The organism is Mycetocola sp. Y444, from assembly GCF_059445295.1.
Map to the genome: position 1 here is coordinate 338,726 of NZ_JCAIUB010000001.1, position 20,910 is coordinate 359,635.

General features: G+C 65.7%; 15 protein-coding genes. 13 read left to right on the plus strand and 2 right to left on the minus strand.

Features of this window, described 5'->3' with window-relative positions:
- Positions 1–34 precede the first annotated feature (34 nt).
- Entirely contained in the window at positions 35–1,105 is a 1,071-nt protein-coding gene (locus AC1C2M_RS01610; RefSeq protein ID WP_495435018.1) for a LacI family DNA-binding transcriptional regulator, read from the plus strand.
- A 78-nt stretch (positions 1,106–1,183) separates the two neighbouring features.
- On the opposite strand, the gene AC1C2M_RS01615 is transcribed toward AC1C2M_RS01610, so the two are convergent.
- Positions 1,184–2,044, minus strand: coding sequence for a sugar phosphate isomerase/epimerase family protein (locus AC1C2M_RS01615; protein ID WP_495435019.1), 861 nt, complete (start codon positions 2,042–2,044; stop codon positions 1,184–1,186).
- 166 nt (positions 2,045–2,210) lie between these two features.
- On the opposite strand from AC1C2M_RS01615, the gene uxaC reads away from it, so the two are divergent.
- The 12 genes from uxaC (at position 2,211) to hisS (ending at position 18,585) form a co-directional block, all read left to right on the plus strand.
- Positions 2,211–3,623 (plus strand): glucuronate isomerase, encoded by a 1,413-nt coding sequence (uxaC, locus tag AC1C2M_RS01620; protein WP_495435020.1) that lies wholly within the window; start codon positions 2,211–2,213, stop codon positions 3,621–3,623.
- Positions 3,620–5,044, plus strand: a complete 1,425-nt coding sequence (locus AC1C2M_RS01625; protein ID WP_495435021.1) for a mannitol dehydrogenase family protein — start codon at positions 3,620–3,622, stop codon at positions 5,042–5,044. Before uxaC ends, AC1C2M_RS01625 begins: the two co-directional genes overlap by 4 nt.
- A 390-nt stretch (positions 5,045–5,434) precedes the next feature.
- Positions 5,435–6,910: a glucuronide transporter gene (uidB, locus tag AC1C2M_RS01630; protein ID WP_495435022.1), complete on the plus strand. Its 1,476-nt coding sequence runs from the start codon at positions 5,435–5,437 to the stop codon at positions 6,908–6,910.
- 57 nt (positions 6,911–6,967) lie between these two features.
- Positions 6,968–8,206: a D-mannonate dehydratase ManD gene (gene manD / locus AC1C2M_RS01635; RefSeq protein ID WP_483404682.1), complete on the plus strand. Its 1,239-nt coding sequence runs from the start codon at positions 6,968–6,970 to the stop codon at positions 8,204–8,206.
- 16 nt (positions 8,207–8,222) lie between these two features.
- On the plus strand, positions 8,223–8,795 hold the full coding sequence (locus AC1C2M_RS01640; RefSeq protein ID WP_495435023.1) for a gluconokinase: 573 nt from the start codon (positions 8,223–8,225) through the stop codon (positions 8,793–8,795).
- Positions 8,796–9,052: 257 nt separating this feature from the next.
- On the plus strand, positions 9,053–9,655 hold the full coding sequence (locus AC1C2M_RS01645) for a 50S ribosomal protein L25/general stress protein Ctc (RefSeq protein WP_495434388.1): 603 nt from the start codon (positions 9,053–9,055) through the stop codon (positions 9,653–9,655).
- A gap of 111 nt (positions 9,656–9,766) precedes the next feature.
- Positions 9,767–10,381, plus strand: a complete 615-nt coding sequence (gene pth / locus AC1C2M_RS01650) for an aminoacyl-tRNA hydrolase (protein WP_495435024.1) — start codon at positions 9,767–9,769, stop codon at positions 10,379–10,381.
- Between the two features lie 50 nt (positions 10,382–10,431).
- Positions 10,432–14,070, plus strand: coding sequence for a transcription-repair coupling factor (mfd, locus tag AC1C2M_RS01655; RefSeq protein WP_495435025.1), 3,639 nt, complete (start codon positions 10,432–10,434; stop codon positions 14,068–14,070).
- Between the two features lie 76 nt (positions 14,071–14,146).
- Complete coding sequence (locus tag AC1C2M_RS01660; protein ID WP_495434389.1) at positions 14,147–15,022, plus strand: SDR family NAD(P)-dependent oxidoreductase; 876 nt, start codon at positions 14,147–14,149, stop codon at positions 15,020–15,022.
- Positions 15,019–16,449 (plus strand): aldehyde dehydrogenase family protein, encoded by a 1,431-nt coding sequence (locus tag AC1C2M_RS01665; protein WP_495435026.1) that lies wholly within the window; start codon positions 15,019–15,021, stop codon positions 16,447–16,449. The genes AC1C2M_RS01660 and AC1C2M_RS01665 overlap by 4 nt, the downstream gene beginning before the upstream one ends.
- Positions 16,446–17,195 (plus strand): nucleoside triphosphate pyrophosphohydrolase, encoded by a 750-nt coding sequence (locus tag AC1C2M_RS01670; RefSeq protein ID WP_495435027.1) that lies wholly within the window; start codon positions 16,446–16,448, stop codon positions 17,193–17,195. The genes AC1C2M_RS01665 and AC1C2M_RS01670 overlap by 4 nt, the downstream gene beginning before the upstream one ends.
- 73 nt (positions 17,196–17,268) lie before the next feature.
- Positions 17,269–18,585, plus strand: coding sequence for a histidine--tRNA ligase (gene hisS, locus AC1C2M_RS01675; RefSeq protein WP_495435028.1), 1,317 nt, complete (start codon positions 17,269–17,271; stop codon positions 18,583–18,585).
- A gap of 64 nt (positions 18,586–18,649) precedes the next feature.
- On the opposite strand, the gene AC1C2M_RS01680 is transcribed toward hisS, so the two are convergent.
- Positions 18,650–20,740, minus strand: coding sequence for a hypothetical protein (locus AC1C2M_RS01680; RefSeq protein WP_495435029.1), 2,091 nt, complete (start codon positions 20,738–20,740; stop codon positions 18,650–18,652).
- Positions 20,741–20,910 lie beyond the last annotated feature (170 nt).

Sequence of the window (20,910 nt, forward strand, 5' to 3'; positions counted from 1 at the left end):
GCAGCGTGCATTGTGCACGTCCAAAGGAGTAGCCGTGCCGCGTGAGATCGCCGAGAACGACCCCATCGCAGGGGCTCCCAAAGCGCGCTCGCGCGCGGGGCGACCGGGGAAGAACGCGCCGACGATCTACGACGTCGCCGAGCTCGCCGGTGTAAATCCGTCGACGGTGTCCCGAGCCCTCAGCCAGCCGGGCCGGATCAACATCAAGACCGAGGAGCGAATCCACGCCGCGGCGAAGGAACTCAACTATCGGCTCAACCCGATGGCCCGCGCGCTACCGACCGGGCGGACGAGCACGCTGGGCCTCCTCCTGGCCGATATCACGAACCCGATGATCTTCGGCATTGTGCGCGGAGCCGAACACGCCGCTGCGGAGCAGGGCTACACGCTCGTCATCGCCGAATCCCAGGAGTCGGGGGAGCGGGAGGCGACCACCGCCGAGCGGATCCAGCCGTCCGTTGACGGGCTGATCCTCGGAACGACCCGGCTTCGCGACGAAGAGATCCAGCGCCTCGCCGCGCACAAACCCCTCGTGTTGATCAACAGGGAGGTCGACGGGGTGTCGAGTGTTCTGCCCGATGTCGACCCCGGCATCGATGGGGCGCTCGCGCATCTCGCGTCCCTCGGGCACCGTTCGATCGCCTACCTGTCCGGTCCCGCGAACTCGTGGATGAGCTCAACGCGCTGGGCGAGCCTGCTCGATAAGGCGGTTGCCCGCGGAATGAATGTGGTGGAGATCGGCCCTGGCGTTCCAACCCTCGACGGCGGCCGTGCCGCCCTCACCCGGATCCTCGCGTCCGGTGTCACCGCCGTTGTCGCATACAACGACCTCATGGCCATCGGCCTGCTCCGCGCGGCGAGCGAGGAGGGCATCTCGGTGCCTGAGCGGTTCAGCATCGTCGGCTTCGACGACATCTTCGGGTCAGACTTCACGACACCGGCGCTGACCACGATTCGCACCCCCCTCGACCGGGCCGGTGCACGTGCCGTCCGGCGTGCCCTGGCGCTCGTGGCCGGAGGGGCCGGCGACGATGGCAGCGAGTCGGAGGAGAAGATCGAGACCGAGCTCGTCATCCGTCAATCGACGGGCCCCGCTGCGTCCTGAGCGCTCCGGCAGGTCTCACAACGGATGCCGTCCCGCGTGATCGCGAGGCGGCACCCGTTTTCCGTCGGGATCGAGTTTCTAGAACAGGTCGCCGTAGCCGAGTCCGACGAGGTTGTCGTGTGAGGTCTGGAGGCAGTCGAAGACGTCCCTTCCGTAAAGATCGTCCTGCTCGACGAGGAGATACTGCACGTCGCTCGCCAGGCTCTCCTCGATGATGGCGCGGAAATCGAGGTTGCCCTCGCCGACCTCGGCGAACTGGACGACGCCCGTGAACGCGGCCATGAACGTCGGGTAGTCGCCCGTCGCCAGCGCCGCGAATGCCTCGTCGGGGATTTTCCCGATCCGGTAGTCCTTGAGGTGGACCATCGCGACGCGATCGCGGTACTTGCGAATCGTGCCGACCGGGTCGAGCCCGCCGCGCTGTACCCAGTGCACGTCGATCTCGAGCCCCATGTCTGGCGCGCGGTCGGCGATGATGTCGAGGAGGTGCTTGCCCTCGTACTTCGCGAACTCGATGTGGTGGTTGTGGTAGTACAGGCTGATGCCTTCGTCGGCCAGTCGGCGGGCGACCGCGTTGGTCTCGTCGCAGAACTCGCGGACCTTCTCGAGCGACACCATGGCATCGAATGGCAGCATCCCGATGCGCAGCATCGTCGTGTCGAGCGCGCGGCAATCCGCAACGATCTTGTCGAAGTCAGTCGACAGCGATTCGCCCGGCATGCCGGGGGCGACGCGGAGCGAGGCTGAGAGTGACGCAATATTCATGCCGAGCTCGTCCCGCGCGCGGGCCAGCTCGGAAACGTTCTCGGCCGTCATCGGAACCTGAGAGACTTCGACGGCGTGATAGCCGATGTCGGTGATCCTGCGGAGCGTCTCGAACGTGCCGTTCTGGGCGAAACTGTCTTTGAGCATCATTGCCTGGACGCCGATTGTGGCCACGTGGGTTCCTCCATTGGATTCGTCGCTTCCCTCGTTGGAAGCCGATTGCCGCAGCGGCCGAAAGGGCCGCTGTCTTCCGCTCAGTCTGTCATGGGGTTAGGATGTTTGGCAACCGGTTGACACTCCTCGCTGGTTGGGCGAAATTTATTCAGATGAAGGTGTATCAATGAAGCTGCAACTCGACCCGGACCGGTTGTTTCCCGCCGACCCCGCAACCCGCGCCGTCGCCAGGACACTGTTCGAGCACGTCGAGAGCCTCCCGATTCTCTCGCCGCACGGCCACGTCGATCCGGCGATCCTCGTCGAGGACAAGCCGTTCCCCGACCCGGCCGAGCTGTTCATCCGCTATGACCACTATGTGACGCGGCTGATGCACGCCGCCGGCATCGACCTCAGCGAGCTGGGTGTCCCGAACCGGGCGTCAGGCGAGGCTGTCGCTTCACCCCGTGAGGTGTGGCGCACGTTCAGTGAGAACTGGCACCTCTACGCCGGCACGGCATCCGGGTACTGGCTGCAGTCGACGTTTTCGCAGATCTTCGGCATCGACGTACAGCCGAGTACCGAGACCGCTGATGCTATTTACGACGAGATCCAGGCGGCACTCGACACCGACGACTTCCGGCCACGCGCGCTCTTCTCCCGGTTCAACATCGAGGTGCTCGCGACGACGGACGACCCGATGGATTCGCTCGCGCCGCACAGGGCGCTCGCCGCGGACCCGGGCTTCACCGGCAGGGTGCTGCCGACGTTCCGCCCTGACGCGTACCTCAACCCGGCGACGCCAGGCTGGACGGACCGTGTCGCTGCGCTCGCCGAGTGGAACGGATCCGCCGTCGGTAGCTTCGCCGGCTACCTCGACGCGCTCGCTGGCCGCAGGCGATACTTCGTCGAGAACGGCGCGGTGTCTGCTGACCATGGCGTACTCGAACCGCTCACCGTCGACCTCGATACCGCCGAGGCCGGTGCTCTGTTCGAGAAGGGACTCGCCGGAAAATTGACGCCAGCTGAATCCCGGGTGTTCGCGGGCCACATGCTGCTCCAGAGTGCGCGCATGAGCTGTGACGACGGCCTCGTGATGACCGTGCACCCCGGTGTCTACCGCAACCACTCAAGTGAGACCTTCGCGGCATTCGGCCCCGACACAGGCCACGACATCCCCGTGACGACAACCTACGTCGAGAACCTGCGTCCCCTGCTCGAAAAGTACGGCAACAACGCCGACTTCCACCTGGTTCTGTTCAGCGTCGATGAGACCGTCTACTCCCGCGAGGTCGCCCCACTCGCCGGTTTCTATCCGAGCGTCTACATCGGTGCACCGTGGTGGTTCCTCGACGCCCCGGACTCCGTGCTCCGCTTCCGTTCGGCGGTGACCGAGACCGCCGGCTTCTATCGCAGCTCAGGGTTCATTGACGACACCCGCGCCTTCCTCTCCATCCCCGCCCGGCACGACATGGCACGCAGACTCGACTCGGCATTCCTCGCCCGCCTCGTGCGCGAGGGCCGGATCGACGAAGCGACAGCGGGTCGGATTATCGTCGACCTCGTCGACTCACTGCCTCGAAAGGTCTTCAAACTGTGACGAACGCTCAAGCTCCACGCCTCACGCGCGCTTCCCTCGGCCTTGAAACCGGACGAGCGGATGCCGCACCCCGCGTTCGCATCGTTCACATGGGCCTCGGCGCATTCTCCCGCGCTCACCAGGCCTGGTACACCGACGTCTCCGATCCGGCAGGGGAATGGGGGATCGCCGCCTTCACCGGCCGAAGCCGAACGGCGGCCGACGAGCTCGCGCCGCAGGACGGGCTATACACACTCATCGAACGCTCCGCCGAAAAGGACACCGCGATGACGGTCTCGAGCATCGTCGAGGCTCATGATGGTGCAGACCTGGATCGATTCGTCGAACTGGTTGCCGCGCCGGAGACCGCACTGGTCACGCTCACGGTGACCGAGGCCGGTTACCGCCTCACCTCCGACGGTCGGCCGAACCGTGACGACGCTGCGGTTCAGGATGACATCGACTGGCTGACAGCGGCGCTGTCTGGCGCGTTGCCGTCCTCATATGACGACGGCCCTGTCACAACCCTGGGCCGGCTCCTGCTCGGCCTCCATGCGCGGCGCGTCGCCGGGGGAGGGCCGATCGCCATCGTCCCCTGCGACAACATGCCAGACAACGGATCGTTCGTGAGACAGGGCGTGCTCGCTCTCGCCGAACTCGTCGACGCGGCGACCGCCGAGTGGATCGCGAAGGACGTGTCGTTCGTCTCGACCTCGGTCGATCGGATCACCCCGAAAACCACCCCGCGAGATCTCGAGACAGCGAAGACCCTGACCGGCTTCCGTGACAACGCTCCTGTTGTCACCGAACCGTTCAGGGACTGGGTCCTCTCCGGCGGATTTCCGGCCGGCCGCCCCGACTGGGAAAAGGCGGGCGCGCGTTTTGTCGAGAACATCGAGCCGTTCGAGAGACGTAAACTCTGGCTGCTCAACGGGGCGCACAGCCTGCTTGCGTACGCGGGCAGACTGCGTGGCCATGAGACCGTCGCATCGGCCGTGGCCGATCCCGAGTGTCGTGCCTGGGTGATCGAGTTCTGGGACGAGGCGACCGAGCACCTCGGCGACGGTCTCGATCTCGACGCCTACCGTTCCGCGCTCCTTGACCGCTTCGAGAACGCCCGCATCGAACACCGGCTGGCTCAGATCGGCACGGACGGCGTCACGAAACTCCGGGTGCGAGCCGTCCCGATCATCCTCGCGGAGAGGGCAGCGGGTCGGAGTGGTCATGCGGCTATCCGTGCTGTTGGAACCTGGGTGGCGCTTGTGCTCTCAGGCGCCGATCTCCCGGACGCGTCATCGGCCGATGTCACCGCGGCGCTCGGCTCAGACGGTGACGCGCTCGCCGAGCTGGTGCGCGTCATCGACCAGCGGCTTGTGGACGATGCTGCGGTGCTCGACGGCATCCGTTCCGTCGCCGAACACGCAGTTCCGACGCGCTCCTGACCCGACAAATCCGCCGATAAGCACACTTGCGCCACGGTGCTTGGCAACCGCTTGCCAATTGGTGGTAATCGTGCTTGACTTGTCGTCATCACGGTTTCAGGAACCATCACCTGCAGTACACATTTCTCGCAAGGATGCGGTCCGCAACGGCGCGCAAAGGAGGGCATCATGTCGGCATCGTTCGCTCGTGAACCCGCCGCCGTGTCCGTCTTCCGTGCTGTGACCCGGCGCGTATCTCGCGCCCCAATTCTCGGCAACCTCACCACTATGGCGAGCACCAGAAACGGTGAGGTTGCCGATACTCACGAACGGGCATTGAACGCACGTGCCCCCCTCGCAGTCGGATCATCGGACGCGCGGTAACAACTGCCCGTCGGGTAAAGGAGCCCCATGACATCCACGACCACCCCGCCACCCACACCGGTCTCACACGCTTCGCCGGCAACGGGCGCGCTGTCGAAGATCAGCATCATCGGCTATGGCGCTGGAGACGCCGCGAACAACCTGGCGTTCACGACAGCCACGATGTTCCTCCTGATCTACTACACGGATGTCGCGGGGATCTCCGCCGCCGCTGCAGGAACGCTGCTGCTCGTTGTGCGCGTCTTCGATGCATTTGCCGACCTTTTCGCCGGCCGAATCGTCGACCGCACCTACAGCAAGCGGTTCGGCAAGTTCCGTCCGTTTCTCATGTTCGGGTCGGTTCCGCTCCTCCTGCTCAGTGTCGCGACCTTCTCTATTCCACAAATTGGTGAGACCGGCGTTCTCGTCTACGCGTACCTCACATACGCGGCTCTGGGACTGGCGTACAGCCTCGTCAACATCCCATACGGCTCGCTTGCCGGTGCGATGACTCAGGACCCCGGGGAGAGGGCCACGCTGGCGAGCGCTCGAACCGTCGGAGCCATGATCGTCGGCGCAGCGCTCGGTATCTTCGTCGCACCGTTGATCACCCCTGAAAACGACCTGCAGTCGATTTTCACCTTCATGACGCTCGGCTTCGTTGTCGTCGGCACCGCCCTCTACTTCTTCACGGCGTTTACGGCAAGGGAGCGTGTGAAGCGCGATGTGCCCCACGTCACGATGAAGCAGAGCTTCGCGATTCTTCGCAACAACCAGCCGCTCGTGCTCCTCTGCATCAGTTCATTCGTCTTCCTCACCGGCATGCTCGCTCTCAGCACCGTGCAGCTGTACTACCTGCGCGACGTGCTCAACGCCCTGCCCCTCTACGCACTCTTCTCGGTCATCCAGCTCGTCATGGTCTTCGGCCTCGCCGGATTCGTGCCGAAGATCGTCCGCGTCTTCGGCAAGCGCACCGCGTACATGACCGGCGGCGCTGTCATGGGCGTCGGCGGAGTGATCGTCTTCCTCGCGCCGCCGAGCATGGTCTGGCTCGGTTTCTCCGGACTCGTCGTCTGCCAGCTCGGAATCGTCCTCGTCAACATGCTGGTGTGGGCACTCGAGGCCGACACTGTCGAGTACGGCGAGTGGAAGACCGGCGTTCGCGCGGAGGGCATCGTCTACGCACTGTTTTCATTCACCAGGAAGGCGGGCCAGGCGGTCGGCGGCGCACTCGCCGCATACGCCCTGGCCTGGGGTGGGTACGTCGCAAACGCGGCCGCCCAGTCAGAACAGGCTGTGTGGGGCATCCGCGCCGGAGCCGGACTCATCCCGGTTGTCGCGAGCATCATCGCCATCGCCATTATGTACTTCTACCCGCTGACCGACGCGAAGCATAAAGAAATCGTTGCCGAGATCGCCGAGCGCCGTGACCGGCACGGTGCGGCAACTCCGATCGACCCCTCGCTGTCAACAGCCGCGTTCACAGTGAACCGCGGCCAGCACACGACGCCACCCACCGACTGACCACCACCGATACGCTCGGCGTAGATCCGTTCGCCGTCGCAACGCAGAAGGAAATCAATGAAGATCGAAAAAGCCGACGTCATCGTCACAAGTCCTGACCGCAACTTCGTCACGCTCAAGCTCACGACAGAGGACGGGGTCACCGGGCTGGGTGACGCGACACTCAACGGTCGCGAACTCGCCGTTGTCTCGTACCTGACCGAGCACGTCGTGCCTCTCCTCATCGGCCGCGAAGCCCACAACATCGAGGACACCTGGCAGTTCCTCTACCGCAGTGCGTACTGGCGCCGCGGGCCGGTGACCATGGCGGCCATCGCCGCTGTCGACGTCGCGCTGTGGGACATCAAGGCGAAGGTCGCCGGGATGCCGCTGTACCAGCTGCTCGGCGGCGCATCGCGCACGGGGCTGATGGCATACGGCCACGCCTCGGGCAAGACTCTCCCCGAACTCTTCGACAGCGTGCGCGAGCACCAGGAGCAGGGCTACAAATCGATCCGGATCCAGACAGGGGTCCCCGGGCTGAAGTCGATCTATGGCATCGCGTCAAACGCGACATTCGAGGCGAACAAGGGCGTGCGCTACGACCACGAGCCGGCCCAGCGCGGCGCGCTGCCCAACGAGGAGGACTGGGACACCCGCAGCTACCTGCGGCACGTTCCGACAGTGTTCGAGGCCGTGCGCAACGAGTTCGGCCCGGAGATCCCGCTGCTCCACGACGGCCACCACCGGATGACGCCCATCCAGGCCGCGACGCTGGGGAAGTCGCTCGAGCCGTACGACCTGTTCTGGCTCGAGGACTGCACGCCGGCCGAGAACCCCGAGGCCCTGCGCCTCGTGCGCCAGCACACCACGACACCGCTTGCGATCGGTGAGATCTTCAACACTGTCTGGGACTACCAGCAGATCATCCGGGAACAGCTCATCGACTACGTGCGCAGCGCTGTCACCCACACCGGTGGAATTTCGCACCTCAAGAAGGTCCTCGATTATGCGGCGCAGTACCAGATCAAGTCGGGCATGCACGGGCCGACGGACATCTCGCCCGTCGGGATGGCCGCGGCCATGCACCTCGGCATGTCGATTCACAACTTCGGTATCCAGGAGTACATGCAGCACGGTGAGAAGACCAACAGTGTCTTTGAGCAGTCATTCACCTGGAACGACGGAATGCTGCACCCGGGCAATAAGCCGGGCATCGGGGTGGAACTCAACGTCGACGAGGCAGGCAAGTACCCCTACGAAACCGCATACCTGCCGTACAACCGTCTCGCCGACGGTACAGTTCACGACTGGTAGACGGTAGATTCGGCAAATGTCAGAGCAGAGCACGCCCCACTTGCAGATCATTGTGATGGGGGTGTCCGGATCGGGAAAGAGCACGATCGGCGCCCTCATCGCCGGTGCCCTCGGGGTGCCGTTCGTCGACGGAGATGCCCTGCACCCGCAGTCGAACATCGAGAAGATGGCTGCCGGGCATCCTCTCGACGATTCCGATCGCTGGCCGTGGCTCGCCCTGGTTGGTCGGACGCTGGCCGATGCCGGCGGCGCCGGCGGGATGGTCATCGCCTGCTCCGCGCTGCGGCGCGCGTACCGCGAGGCGATTCTCGAGAGCGCGCCACAGGCGAGGTTCGTCCACCTGGACGGCAGCCGTGACGTGCTCGCCTCCCGGATCGAGGGCAGGAGCGGACACTTCATGCCGCCGAGCCTGCTCGACTCGCAGTTCGCGATCCTGGAACCGCTCGCCGACGACGAGCCGGGCATCGTCGTCGACATCGACAGGCCGGTCGCGGCCATCGTCGATGATGCCGTCACGAGGATCCGGGCGGGAGAGGGCGTCCGGGAGGGCGAGGAGGCGCGAGCGGACGAGGGCGCGGCTGGCGCCTGACGCAGCGGGTCGCCCGACGGATGCTGTAGACTGGGCGACTGAACTTCGGCGAGGGATGCTGTGCGCTTACGGGCACTGCGGCATCCGTTATCGACGCGGTGGGCAAGGCACTTACTTTTCTTACCCAAGAACTGGCTTTTCCTCACGCTGACATGCGTTCGAGTTGAACCGAGGCCGGTCCGCCGCCCTCGCACCAGACCCACGGAGCATAGCTCCGGTAAGCGAAGAGCTGTAAGGCTCACCAAAGGAGAATCACCATGGCTGACGACAACAAAGTAGTCGCAGAAACCCGCACCAAGTTCGGCAAGGGTGCTGCCCGCAAGCTCCGCGCTTCAGGCAAGATCCCCGCCGTCATGTTCGGCCGCGGCACCGAGCCGAAGCACCTGGCCCTCCCGGCGCACCAGATCGGCCTCATCATCCGCAAGTCGAACGCGCTCCTCGAGCTCGACATCGACGGCGTCGAGAGCCTGGCCCTCGTCAAGGACGTCCAGAAGGACCCCGTGCTCCGCATCATCGAGCACCTCGACCTCATCGTCGTCATCAAGGGCGAGAAGGTTGTCGTCGACATCCCCGTCCACATCGAAGGCGAGCCTGCACCGGGCTCGGCTATCAACCGCGACGCGACCACCCTGTCGATCGAGGCTGAGGCGACACACATCCCCGAGCACCTCGTCGTGTCGATCGAGGGCCTTGAGGTCGGCGCTCAGATCCTCGCGAAGGACGTCACGCTGCCGAGCGGTTCCAGCCTGCTCAGCGACCCCGACCTGCTCGTCGTTGCCATCGCAGAGCCTGAAGAGACCGAAGAAGAGGCCGAGGCTGCAGCAGAAGCCGAAGCCGAAGGCGAGTCCGCCGCCGAGTAACCTCGGTCGATAGCCTGACGAGCCTGCCGGTGCGCGATTTTCGAATTGTGGACCGGCAGGTTCGTCGCCTTAACGAGGGCACAGACTCGCTGTCGAAGGAAGGATTCACCGATGTGGTGGAACAGAAAGAGGGAGCCGATCGTGGCTGAGAACACCTGGCTGGTCGTCGGACTCGGCAACCCGGGCCCGGCCTACGCAGGCAACCGCCACAACGTCGGTCAGATGGTCGTCGATGAACTGGCCACGAGAGTCGGCACCAAATTCACCAGGCACAAGACGCCGGCGGTCGTCGCCGAAGGTTTCCTCGCCCCTGGCGGACCGAAGCTCATCCTCGCCAAACCCAACAGCTACATGAACCTCTCCGGCGGCCCCGTTGCCGCACTCCTCAAGTTCTACTCCCTCGACCCGTCGCAGCTCATCGTCGTGCACGACGAACTCGACATTCCGTTCGACACCCTCAAGCTCAAGTCCGGCGGTGGCCACGGCGGCCACAACGGCCTCCGCGACATCGCCAAAGCCGCAGGCACCCCCGACTTCATTCGTGTTCGCGTGGGCATCGGCAGGCCACCCGGCCGCCAGGACCCGGCGGACTTCGTGCTCAAGGACTTCGGCGCGTCCGAGCGTGCCGCCCTTGGGCCACTCCTGTCCGATGCCGCAGACGCCGTCGAACTCATTGCCACAGACGGCCTCGCCGCTGCCCAGCTGAAGGTGCACTCGCCGGCGTGAGGCACCCGGCGGCTCGGCGTGCTGTCAGTGAGCGCGCGTAGACTGATCCGGTGATCCTTTCGGGCTTAATCGCAGCACTTTCGCGCGCCTCCACCTTTGACAACGCACTTTCCTACGCGACCCGTGACGCCGATTTCTCGGTCACCGACGGGTTACGCGCGCCCCTGCTCGCCGGTCTCATCGATGCCAGGAGAAAGTCCGAACGACCGGCATCCCTGTTTGTCGTCACCCCGACCGGTCGTGACTCCGAGTTGCTTCGGGCGGCCATCGGCGATGTTGTTCCGGATGCCACGATCGTCGACTTCCCGGCGTGGGAGACGCTCCCGCACGAGCGGCTGAGCCCGAGCGCCGAGATCGTCGGCAAACGGCTCGCTGCCTTGCGCACCATGAAGCTGTGGCAGGGCGACACCCCGCTGGTCGTCGTCGCGTCGGTACGCGCGGCTCTCCAGCCCGTCGCCGACAACCTCACCGACATCGCACCGATCGAGCTGATCGCGGGTTCCCGGGGCCACGACCTCGCAGCGCTCGCTGTGCAGCTGGTCGATCTCGCTTACGTTCGGGTCGACATGGTGTCCCGCCGGGGTGAGTTCGCGGTGCGCGGCGGCATCCTCGACGTGTTCCCCGCGACAGCGCAGCACCCCTATCGAGTCGAGTTCTTCGGCGACGAGGTGGAGCAGATCCGCGAATTCTCGGTCGCCGACCAGCGGTCGACTCCCGAGGTCATCGACCGCATCGAGCTGCCGCCGAGCCGTGAACTGCTTCTCTCCGACTCGGTGCGCCAGCGCGCCAGGGAAATGCAGCACGAGTTCCCGAGCATGTCCGGAATGCTCGAGAAGATCGCCAACGGCATCCCCGTCGAAGGGATGGAGTCCCTGGCGCCCGCCCTCCTCGACCGACTCGTCCCGGTCAGCCACTATTTCCCCGCGGGCACCGCGGTGGCCGTGATCTCACCCGAACGGGTCGCGTCTCGTGCGATCAGCCTGGCCGAGACCAACCGGGAGTTCCTCGCCGCCGCGTGGAGCGCAGCAACGGCGGGAGCGCAGGCCCCCATCGACCTCGCGAGCGGCGAGTTCATCACCCTCGGCGACCTGAGGGACGCCACGAAGTTCACGAGGCCGGGCGAGCCAGCATCTGACCATCCCTGGTGGACGTTCAGCACCTTCCAGCAAGGCCCTGGCGACGTGCTGCCCGAAGAGCGTGAGCTGGACGAACTGCTCACCGTGCGGGTCGAGGCCGAGACCGTCCCCAGTTTCTCCGGCAACGTGGATGGAGCGATCGCCCACGTGGCCGAACGGCTGCGCGAAGGTTGGACGGTCGCCATCACCGCGCGGGGTGTCGGGCTGGTCGAGCGCGCCGTCGACGTGCTCGCCGAGCACGAGGTCGCCGCCCGCCGGGTGGACGAGTTCCCCGAGTCCCCTGAGCCCGGAGTCGCGTATCTGCTGCAGGCGACGACCGAGTCCGGCTTCGAGCTTCCCGAGATCAAACTCGCGCTGCTCGGCGAGAACGAGTTCTATGGGCGCACCATCGGCTACGACTCGCGGCAGGTCAAGAAGCTCGCATCGAGGCGCAAGAACGTCGTCGACCCGCTGCAGCTCAAAGCGGGGGACTACGTCGTCCACCAGACACACGGCATTGGCAAGTTCGTCGAACTCACCCAGCGTGAGGTGTCAAGCGGCGGACGCAACGCGACCAAGACCCGCCGCGAATACCTGACGATCGAGTACGCGCCGTCCAAGCGCGGGTACCCGGGCGACAAGCTGCTCGTGCCAACCGACCAGCTCGACCTGCTCAGCCGCTACGTCGGCGGTGAAGCACCGCAACTGTCGAAGATGGGCGGGAGCGACTGGTCTCAGGCCAAGGGCCGTGCCCGCAAGGCGGTCCGCGACATTGCCGTCGACCTCGTCAAGCTGTACTCGGCGCGCATGGCGTCGAAGGGATTCGCGTTCAGCCCGGACACCCCGTGGCAGCGCGAACTCGAGGAGGCCTTCCCGTTCGCGGAGACGCCAGACCAGCTGACCACCATCGACGAGGTCAAAGCCGACATGGAGCGGCCCATCCCGATGGACCGGTTGCTGTCGGGCGACGTCGGCTTCGGAAAGACCGAGGTCGCAATTCGCGCGGCATTCAAAGCGGTCCAGGACGGCAAACAGGTCGCGATGCTCGTGCCGACGACTCTGCTCGTCAAGCAGCACTTCGAGACATTCTCCGAGCGATTCGCCGGGTTCCCCGTGCATCTCCGGGCACTCAGCCGGTTCCAGACCGCCAAGGAAGCCAAGGAAACGCGTGATGGTCTTGAGCGTGGAACCGTCGACGTCGTCATCGGGACCCACCGGTTGCTCAGCGAGGGCATGAAGTTCAAGGACCTTGGCCTCGTCATCATCGATGAGGAGCAGCGGTTCGGCGTCGAGCACAAAGACGCACTCAAGAAGCTCAAGAAGAACGTCGACATTCTCGCCATGAGCGCGACCCCGATTCCGCGCACCCTCGAAATGGCGGTCACCGGCATCCGCGAAATGTCGACGCTCGCCACGCCGCCGGAGGAACGGCATCCGATTCTCAGCTTTGTCGGTCCGTACAGCGACAAGCAGGTCGGAGCCGCCATCCGCCGGGAGCTGCTGCGGGAAGGCCAGGTCTTCTTCGTGCACAACCGGGTATCGAGCATCAACAGGATCGCTGCTCAACTCGCCGAGATCGTGCCGGAAGCCCGCATCGCCGTCGCTCACGGCCAGTTGTCTGAGGCGACGCTCGAGCGCGTCGTGGTCGACTTCTGGGAGCGCAAGTTCGATGTGCTCGTCTGCACGACCATTATCGAGACCGGTCTCGACATCCAGAACGCCAACACCATCATCATCGACCGTGCCGACAAGTACGGGCTCAGCCAGCTGCACCAGCTCCGTGGCCGGGTCGGCCGCGGACGCGAGCGTGCGTATGCCTACTTCCTTTACGACGAGAACAAGCCGCTGTCGGAGACCGCTCTCGACCGGCTCTCGACCATCGCGGCGAACAACGAACTCGGCAGCGGAATCCAGGTCGCCATGAAAGACCTCGAGATCCGCGGAGCGGGTAACCTGCTCGGCGGCGAGCAGGCGGGGCACATCGCGGGCGTCGGATTCGATCTGTATCTCCGGATGATCGGGGAGGCCGTGAGCGAGTTCCGCGGCGACGTGGCCGAGGGGCAGACCGAGCTTCGGCTTGAGCTGCCCGTCGACGCCCACATTCCCGAGGACTACGTCGACAGCGAGCGGCTGCGGCTCGAGGCGTATCAAAAGCTGTCGGCCGCGAGCGCGCCCGCCGCGGCGGACGACCAGATCGCCCTCGTCATCGACGAGCTGACCGACAGGTACGGCGAGCCTCCGGCGCAGGTACAAAACCTCATCGCCGTGTCGCGCCTGCGCCAGCGTGCCCAGCGCGCCGGACTCAGCGAGCTCGTTGCGATGGGATCGAACCTTCGGGCAGCGCCGGCGCACCTGCCCGATTCGCTGCAGGCACGTCTCAGGCGGATGTATCCGGGTGGCAAGTACCTCGCCCAGGCCAACGCCCTGATCGTGCCGATGCCAGACAAGCACGGCGAGAAGCTCGGCGACGCTGAGCTGATCGCCTGGGTCACGCAGTTCCTCGACGCACTCTTCCCCGTCGCCGATACGTCGAAGAACGGCGTTGCGACACAGGATGCCGCGGCGACAGCCTGATCGATCACGGTCGGCGAACCAGCAATTTCAGGCACGGATCAGTAGTCTGGCTTTGAGTAGCCAACGGAGGTTCTACATGGCATTTTCAGTCGCGAACGCGAGGGTCCTGGTCACCGGCGGTGCGTCGGGAATGGGCAGGCTGTACGCGGAAAGAGCCATCCGCGAGGGCGCCGGATCGGTCACCCTCTGGGACATCGATGCGCTCGCCCTCGACACAACCGCGAGCGAGCTTTCCGGCTACGGCACGCTGGTGCACACCAGGGTGGTCGACGTCTCAAAGCTCGACGATGTCCGGGATGCCGCACGTCACGAACTTGGGGCGGGCCGGGTACCCGACGTGCTCATCAACAACGCAGGAATCGTGCGGGGAAACGACTATTTCTGGAACACCGACCCGGAGCGCGACACCGAAGCGACGATGCGCATCAACGCGCTCGCCCCGATGCACGTCACGAGGGAGTTCCTGCCGGCGATGATCACCGAGGCCGCGCGTGAGAAGCGCATTCTCAACGTCGCATCCGCAGCGGGAACACTGTCCAACCCGCGAATGAGCGTGTACGCGGCCTCGAAGTGGGCGCTGATCGGCTGGAGCGACTCCGTGCGCCTCGAGCTCGAGCGCTCCGGAAACCGCCACGTCAAAATCACGACCTTCTGCCCGTCCTACGTTGCCACCGGCATGTTCGCGGGGGCTCGTGGCCCCCTGATGACGCCTGTCCTGCTGCCGGACGTCGCGGTCTCCCGGGCCTGGCAGGCAATGCTCTCCGGCAAGCCGTTCCGGCTGACGCCGTGGACGGTGTCGCTCGCGCGCGGCCTCAAGGGCGTCCTTCCGACCGCGGTCTGGGACCAGGTCGCAGACCGGGTGTTCCACGTGTACTCGAGCATGGACGCATTCACCGGTCACGCCGCGACCCCGGCTACCGCCACCACAACAGCGAAGGAGTCGAGGGCGTGACGCTGACCGAGGCCACCGCATCCGTTTACCGCACAGAGATCCAGACGACCGTCGGGGATCTCCGCCGAACCTTCGACAGCGGGACAACGAAGCCGCTGGCCTGGCGCGTACAGCAACTCCGCGCACTGCGGCGCATGCTCGTCGAGCGGGGGACAGAGCTCGAGGACGCACTCGGTGCCGACCTGGCAAAGAACCCGACCGAGGCCCAGCTGGCCGAACTCGGACTCGTGATCGGTGAGATCGATTACACCCTCCGTCACCTGCGGTCATGGCTTCGGCCCTCACGGGTGACGGTTCCGGTGAGCGTCGCCCCGGCGTTCGCGAAGGTGATCCGGGAACCCCTCGGAGTCGTTCTCGTCATCGGACCGTGGAACTATCCGGTACAGCTCACACTCGTCCCGCTGATCGGCGCACTCGCCGCGGGCAACGCCGTACTCGTGAAGCCGAGTGAACTCGCTCCGGCGACATCGGCGCTGCTGGCCGAACTTCTTCCGCGGTACGTCGATCCGTCCGCTGTCAGGGTCGTCGAGGGCGGGGTGGACGAGACCACCGAACTGCTCAGGGAGAAGTTCGACCACATCTTCTACACCGGAAACGGGCAGGTGGGGCGTATCGTGGCGCGCGCCGCCGCGGAGCACCTCACCCCGGTCACCCTTGAGCTCGGCGGTAAATCGCCGGTGTTCGTCGACGACGACGCCGACCTGGCCGGAGCGGCACGACGGATCGTCTACGGCAAGATGCTCAACGCCGGTCAGACCTGCGTTGCCCCCGACTATCTGCTGGCGACGAAGGCAACGGCCGCCGCGCTTCTGCCCCACCTGAAGAACGCGATCACCGAGTTCTATGGAACTCGGCCCGAGGAGAGTGTCGATCTCGGCCGAATCGTCAACGGCCGCCACTTCGAGCGCCTCGCCGCTCTGATCGCCGACCGTCCAATCGCCATAGGCGGTGACGTCGACACTCAGTCGCGGTACATAGCGCCAACCGTGGTCGACGGTGTCACGGCGGATGACGCGCTGATGACCGACGAGATCTTCGGCCCCATCCTTCCGATCGTGCACGTCTCCGGTGTCAGCGAGGCAATCGCCTTCATCACCGGGCGCGACAAGCCGCTCGCGCTGTACGTCTTCACCGGGCGCAAGTCGGTCGAACGCCGGTTCCTCAGGGAGACCTCGTCTGGTGCTGTCGGTCTGAACATCCCCGCCGCGCACCTCCTCGTCCCGCGGCTCCCGTTCGGTGGCGTCGGCCCGAGCGGCAGCGGGCGCTACCACGGCAAGTATTCGATCGACACGTTCAGCCACCAGAAGGCCGTGCTCTCGAAGCCGTTGAAGCCGGACACCCTCAGGCTCATCTACCCGCCGTTCACAGACCTGCGCGATCTGCTTGTCCGCATAGTGGTCGCGCGAACCGGACGCTCCCGCCGGTGACCGTCGACAGGAACGCAGCGGGGGGTCACACGCCGGAGGCGCCCGACGGTGACGGATCTGTTGCGCAGATGGCCGCGCTCGCCGCGTCGATGAGCACCGTGCTCGACCGGTGTGTGTGGAGCCAGTCGATGACCCACGAGTCGCTCGTGACCTACCTCGTCGAGGAGAGTTACGAGCTCATCGACGCGGTCGAAGCCGGTGGCAGGGACGATCTGCTCGAAGAGCTCGGCGATGTCCTCCTGCAGGTGGTCTTCCACGCCGAGATCGCGCGTCGCACGCCCGGGGAGGAATTCAGTCTCGACGACGTTGCCCGTGTCGCGAACGAGAAAATGGTTCGCAGGCATCCGCATGTCTTCGGCGACGAAGTCGCCCTCACCGTTGACGACGTCTACCGGGTGTGGCGCGCCGCGAAAGCGCGCGAGAAAGCGACGCGGACGAGCATCCTCGAGGGCATACCCCAGTCGATGCCGGCGCTCGCGCTCGCGGACAAGGTGCTCGGACGCGCGAAGCAGGCCGGGCTGCGCCCGCGGCAAACGGATGCCGTCGAATCGCCTGTTTTTGACGACGAACGAGAACTCGGTGAGCTGCTGTTGTCGATAGCGTCGCGTGCGCAGGAGCAGGGCCTCGACCCTGAGCGCGCCCTGCGCGCGACCTTGCGTGACGTGCAGGATGACCTTCGGCGGGCTGGAGCTGGGAAACCCGCCACGATGGACTCGCCCGACAGCACGATGCCCGACGCCGACTGACGCCCCGGCTGACTCTGGGACAGCGCTCAGCTGTGCGGCGGGCCACGGCTTCGGTGCATGCCAGAATTGATGCATGGCTCCTGGCGTAACTCCTCCCCGCGGCATGAGGGATTTCCTCCCGGCAGAGAAGGCGCGGCGAGAACACGCACTCGGCGTCATCCGCCGGGTGTATTCGAACTTCGGTTTCGACGAGATCGAGACGCCGGTTGTCGAGGACTATGCGCGGCTGCACTCCGGCCTCGGCGGCGACAACGAGAAACTGGCCTTCAACGTACAGAAGCGCGGCCTCACGCCGGACGACCTGGCCCAGGCCGTGGACACAGGGGACCTGTCGTCGTTGACCGACCTCGGACTTCGCTTCGACCTCACCGTGCCGCTGGCCCGCTTCTACGCGACGCACCGCGCGGAGCTGCCCCCGGTGTTCCGGTCGATCCAGATCGCTCCGGTGTGGCGGGCGGAACGCCCGCAGAAGGGCCGCTACCGCCAGTTCGTGCAGTGCGACATCGACATCATCGGAGAGGCCGGTCCGCTCGCCGAGGTCGAGCTGCTCACCGCAACCGCAGCTGCGCTCCGCGAGCTCGGGCTGACGGGCTGCCGCGTGCGCATCAACGACAGGCGACTGCTCACCGGCATGCTCGACGTGTTCGGTTTTGAGTCCGCCGAGCGGTCACAGGTGCTCATCACCATCGACAAGCTCGACAAGGTCGGCGTCGGGGGAGTGCTCGAGGAACTGCGAAGCCGCGGCGCGACATCCGCCGCCGTTGACGCACTCGAGCTCTTCCTCACCCGGGTCGCCCCCGAGAACCCCGGGCCATTCGGCGAAGCGCAGATTCGTGCCCAGCTGCCCGACGGCATCGACGACGCGGTCATCGCTGAACTGGCGTCCATCGGCGTCGCAGCCGAGCAGGCCGACGCGGCCGCGACCGGCCGCGAGGTTGGGGACGCACCGTTCGTCGTCTTCGACCCGTTCCTGGTGCGCGGCATGGGGTACTACACCGGCCCGATTTTCGAGATCGAGCACCCGGAACTGGGCTACTCACTCGGTGGCGGAGGGCGTTACGACGGCATGATCGGCCGCTTCCTCGGCTCCGACGTTCCGGCTACCGGGTTTTCCATTGGTTTCGAGCGGATTGTGGACCTCGTCGAGCTGCCAGAGGCATCCGCCGCTGATTCGCTCGTCCTCGTCTACGAGAAGTCGGTTCCGCCGGTGCGGCTCGTCTCGTTGAAGGCCGAACTGGTGGCCGAGGGGCGCCGGGTACGGCTTGAGCCGCGCGTCAAGAATCTCAAGGCATTACTCGCCCGGGTCGAGACCGCGGGATTCAGCTCGTTCGCCTTCGTCACCGAGCAAACGGCATCCGTCAGCGATCTGGAGATCAAGCCGCTGGGCTGACACCGAGGAAACGAAGAGGCCGCCGGCCCGGTGTATCCGGTCCGGCGGCCTTTCTTCGTGTGGCTTACGCCTCCTGCTGGTTGGCAGCGATCATGCGGCGGATGATGAGCGCCGCAGCACCGAGGGCGAGGATCGAGAGGAGCACGATCCAGATCAGCGGTGAACCCACGAGTTTGGCGAGGCTGAATGTCGCGGCCCCGCTGTGCAGCTCGGCGCTGCCATCGTCGATCTGCGTGTTGCCTGCGGCGAGGGATGCTGCTCCGTCGGCGAGGGTTCCCGTGCCGTCGTTGAGCGTCACTGCCCCGTCCGCCAGCTTCGACGTGCCGTCGGCGAGGCTGGTGGACCCCGCCGACAGTGCCGCCAGGCCCGTGTTGAGCGTGGCGGACCCGGTGGCGAGTGCGTCTGTGCCCGTCGACAGGGTCGCAGCGCCCGTTGCCAGCTTGTCGTTGCCCGCGGAGAGCGTGGATGCACCGGTCTGCAGGGCCGCGAGTCCCACATTGAGGGTTGTTGCGCCGGTGAAGAGCTTGTTCACGCCGGCGGAGAGCGATGCCGCCCCCGCAGAGAGCGTGACGCTTCCGTCGCGGAGCTTGACCATTCCGGGGAGGACGTCGTTGTTGATGCCCGCGTTGAGCACATCAGCGCCCGCGGTCAGAGCCGGGAGGTTGGTCGCGTAGAGCAGCCCGCCGGACTCGAGGCCCGCCGTTGGAGCTGTTGTTCCGAGACCGGCTGCGACCTGCGCAGAGCCGGCAGCGAGCGTGGGGAGGTTTCCCTTCGAGAGCAGTCCGCCGGGGAAGCCCTTCGGGTCCGGATTCCCGTTGGGGAGGAGGTCAGGTCCCTTATCGCTGAGCCCGTCCCGAATCTGTGCGGCACCGGCGCTGAGCGCGGGAAGGTTCTTCTCGTAGAGAAGCCCGCCGTCAGGCAGGGTCTCCTCGATCGGCGCTGTTGCTCCAAGGCCGCCCGCGATCTGCGTGATGCCCGCGGTCAGAGCTGGAATGTTCGCCTGGTAGAGCAGGCCGCCGTCGGGGAGAGCGCCGGGGATCGGTGCTGTAGTCCCCAGACCGGTAGCGATATTGGAGGCTCCCGTCACGAGAGCGGGGAACTTGTCTGCCTCGAGTACCTTGTTCAAGCCTGACTTGACTTGTCCGGCACCGGTCTCGATCTTTCGAGCGGACTCGGCGTAGGCGTTCAGAGTCGCCTTGAGGTCAGGGTCAGTTTGACCGAGCGCGAGCGTTTCCAGGGAAGACGCCAAAGTCCCGAGATTGGTGTGGACGTTTGTTGCGCCAAGCGACAGCGAATCGAGGTTCGTTTTCACGTCGCCGAGGCCCGTGGCGACGTCCGTGGCGCCGGCGCTCAGCTTGGTAACGCCCGCCTGGACCTTCGTTGCCCCTTGCGCAGCCTGCGCGGCACCCGGCGCGAGGCGGCCTTCAATTGCGAGCTTGATCTTGTCGACCCCGGCGGAAACCTGCGCCGCGCCCGGTGACAATCTCGTTTCGATGGCGGTCTTCACGCTTGACACGCCGCCGGCGACCTGGGTCGCACCCGGGTGGAGCTTCGCCTCGATAGCGTCCTTGATCTTCGCGGCGCCCGCGGAGAGCTGGGTCGCGCCAGGGGCCACCTTGGTGGACAGCCCGTTGTAGAGGGCCTGCGCGCCGGCGTTCAGTGACGTGGAGCCATCGGCGACCTGGCTGGCACCGCCGGATGCGGTTGCGGTTCCTGCGGCGAGTGTCTTACCACCGTCTGCGGCCTTGGTTGCTCCGGTCGAGAGCTTCGCGGCACCGTCAGCCGCCGTCGTCGCGCCATTCGACAGGGTCACGGCGCCATCGGCGGCACTCTGCGCCCCCGTCGCCAGCTTCGCGGCTCCGTCGGCAGCGGTCTGGGCCCCGGTTTCCAGCGTGACAGCGCCGTCAGCAGCGCTCTGCGCGCCCGTTGCGAGCGTCGTCGCTCCGTCATCGAGGTCGCCAGCGCCGTCGGAAAGCTGCGTCGCGCCATCCGCTGCCTTGGACGCTCCTGCTGTCAGCTGCGCGGCCCCGTCGGTGATCTTCTGCGTGAAGTAAAAGAAGAACACGAGGGCGGCAAGCATCAGCGCGGCAAGGACCGCTGTCGAAATCTTCCAGGCAAGCACTGGTGCTTCACCTGACGGGGTTGTTCTGCTCACGAAGGAAACTCCTGTCTGCGGGCGCGCCTCGAAGGCATCGGACAGGGTTCCCGTGTGTAGGGCGGAACTCGAGCTGTCTTCGTTGACGTACCGTCAGTTCGGGTGCCGGAAGAACCGGCGGGGCTGGGCAAGGGCTGTGCAAGGGTCACGCACTGCCAGGCATGGTTTGT

What these genes read in the sequence shown, in the direction of transcription:
- manD (WP_483404682.1), top strand. Translation starts at nt 6,968, where the DNA reads ATGAAGATCGAAAAAGCCGACGTCATCGTCACAAGTCCTGACCGCAAC.
- uxaC (WP_495435020.1), top strand. Translation starts at nt 2,211, where the DNA reads ATGAAGCTGCAACTCGACCCGGACCGGTTGTTTCCCGCCGACCCCGCA.
- pth (WP_495435024.1), top strand. Translation starts at nt 9,767, where the DNA reads ATGTGGTGGAACAGAAAGAGGGAGCCGATCGTGGCTGAGAACACCTGG.
- AC1C2M_RS01640 (WP_495435023.1), top strand. Translation starts at nt 8,223, where the DNA reads ATGTCAGAGCAGAGCACGCCCCACTTGCAGATCATTGTGATGGGGGTG.
- AC1C2M_RS01645 (WP_495434388.1), top strand. Translation starts at nt 9,053, where the DNA reads ATGGCTGACGACAACAAAGTAGTCGCAGAAACCCGCACCAAGTTCGGC.
- hisS (WP_495435028.1), top strand. Translation starts at nt 17,269, where the DNA reads ATGGCTCCTGGCGTAACTCCTCCCCGCGGCATGAGGGATTTCCTCCCG.
- uidB (WP_495435022.1), top strand. Translation starts at nt 5,435, where the DNA reads ATGACATCCACGACCACCCCGCCACCCACACCGGTCTCACACGCTTCG.
- AC1C2M_RS01660 (WP_495434389.1), top strand. Translation starts at nt 14,147, where the DNA reads ATGGCATTTTCAGTCGCGAACGCGAGGGTCCTGGTCACCGGCGGTGCG.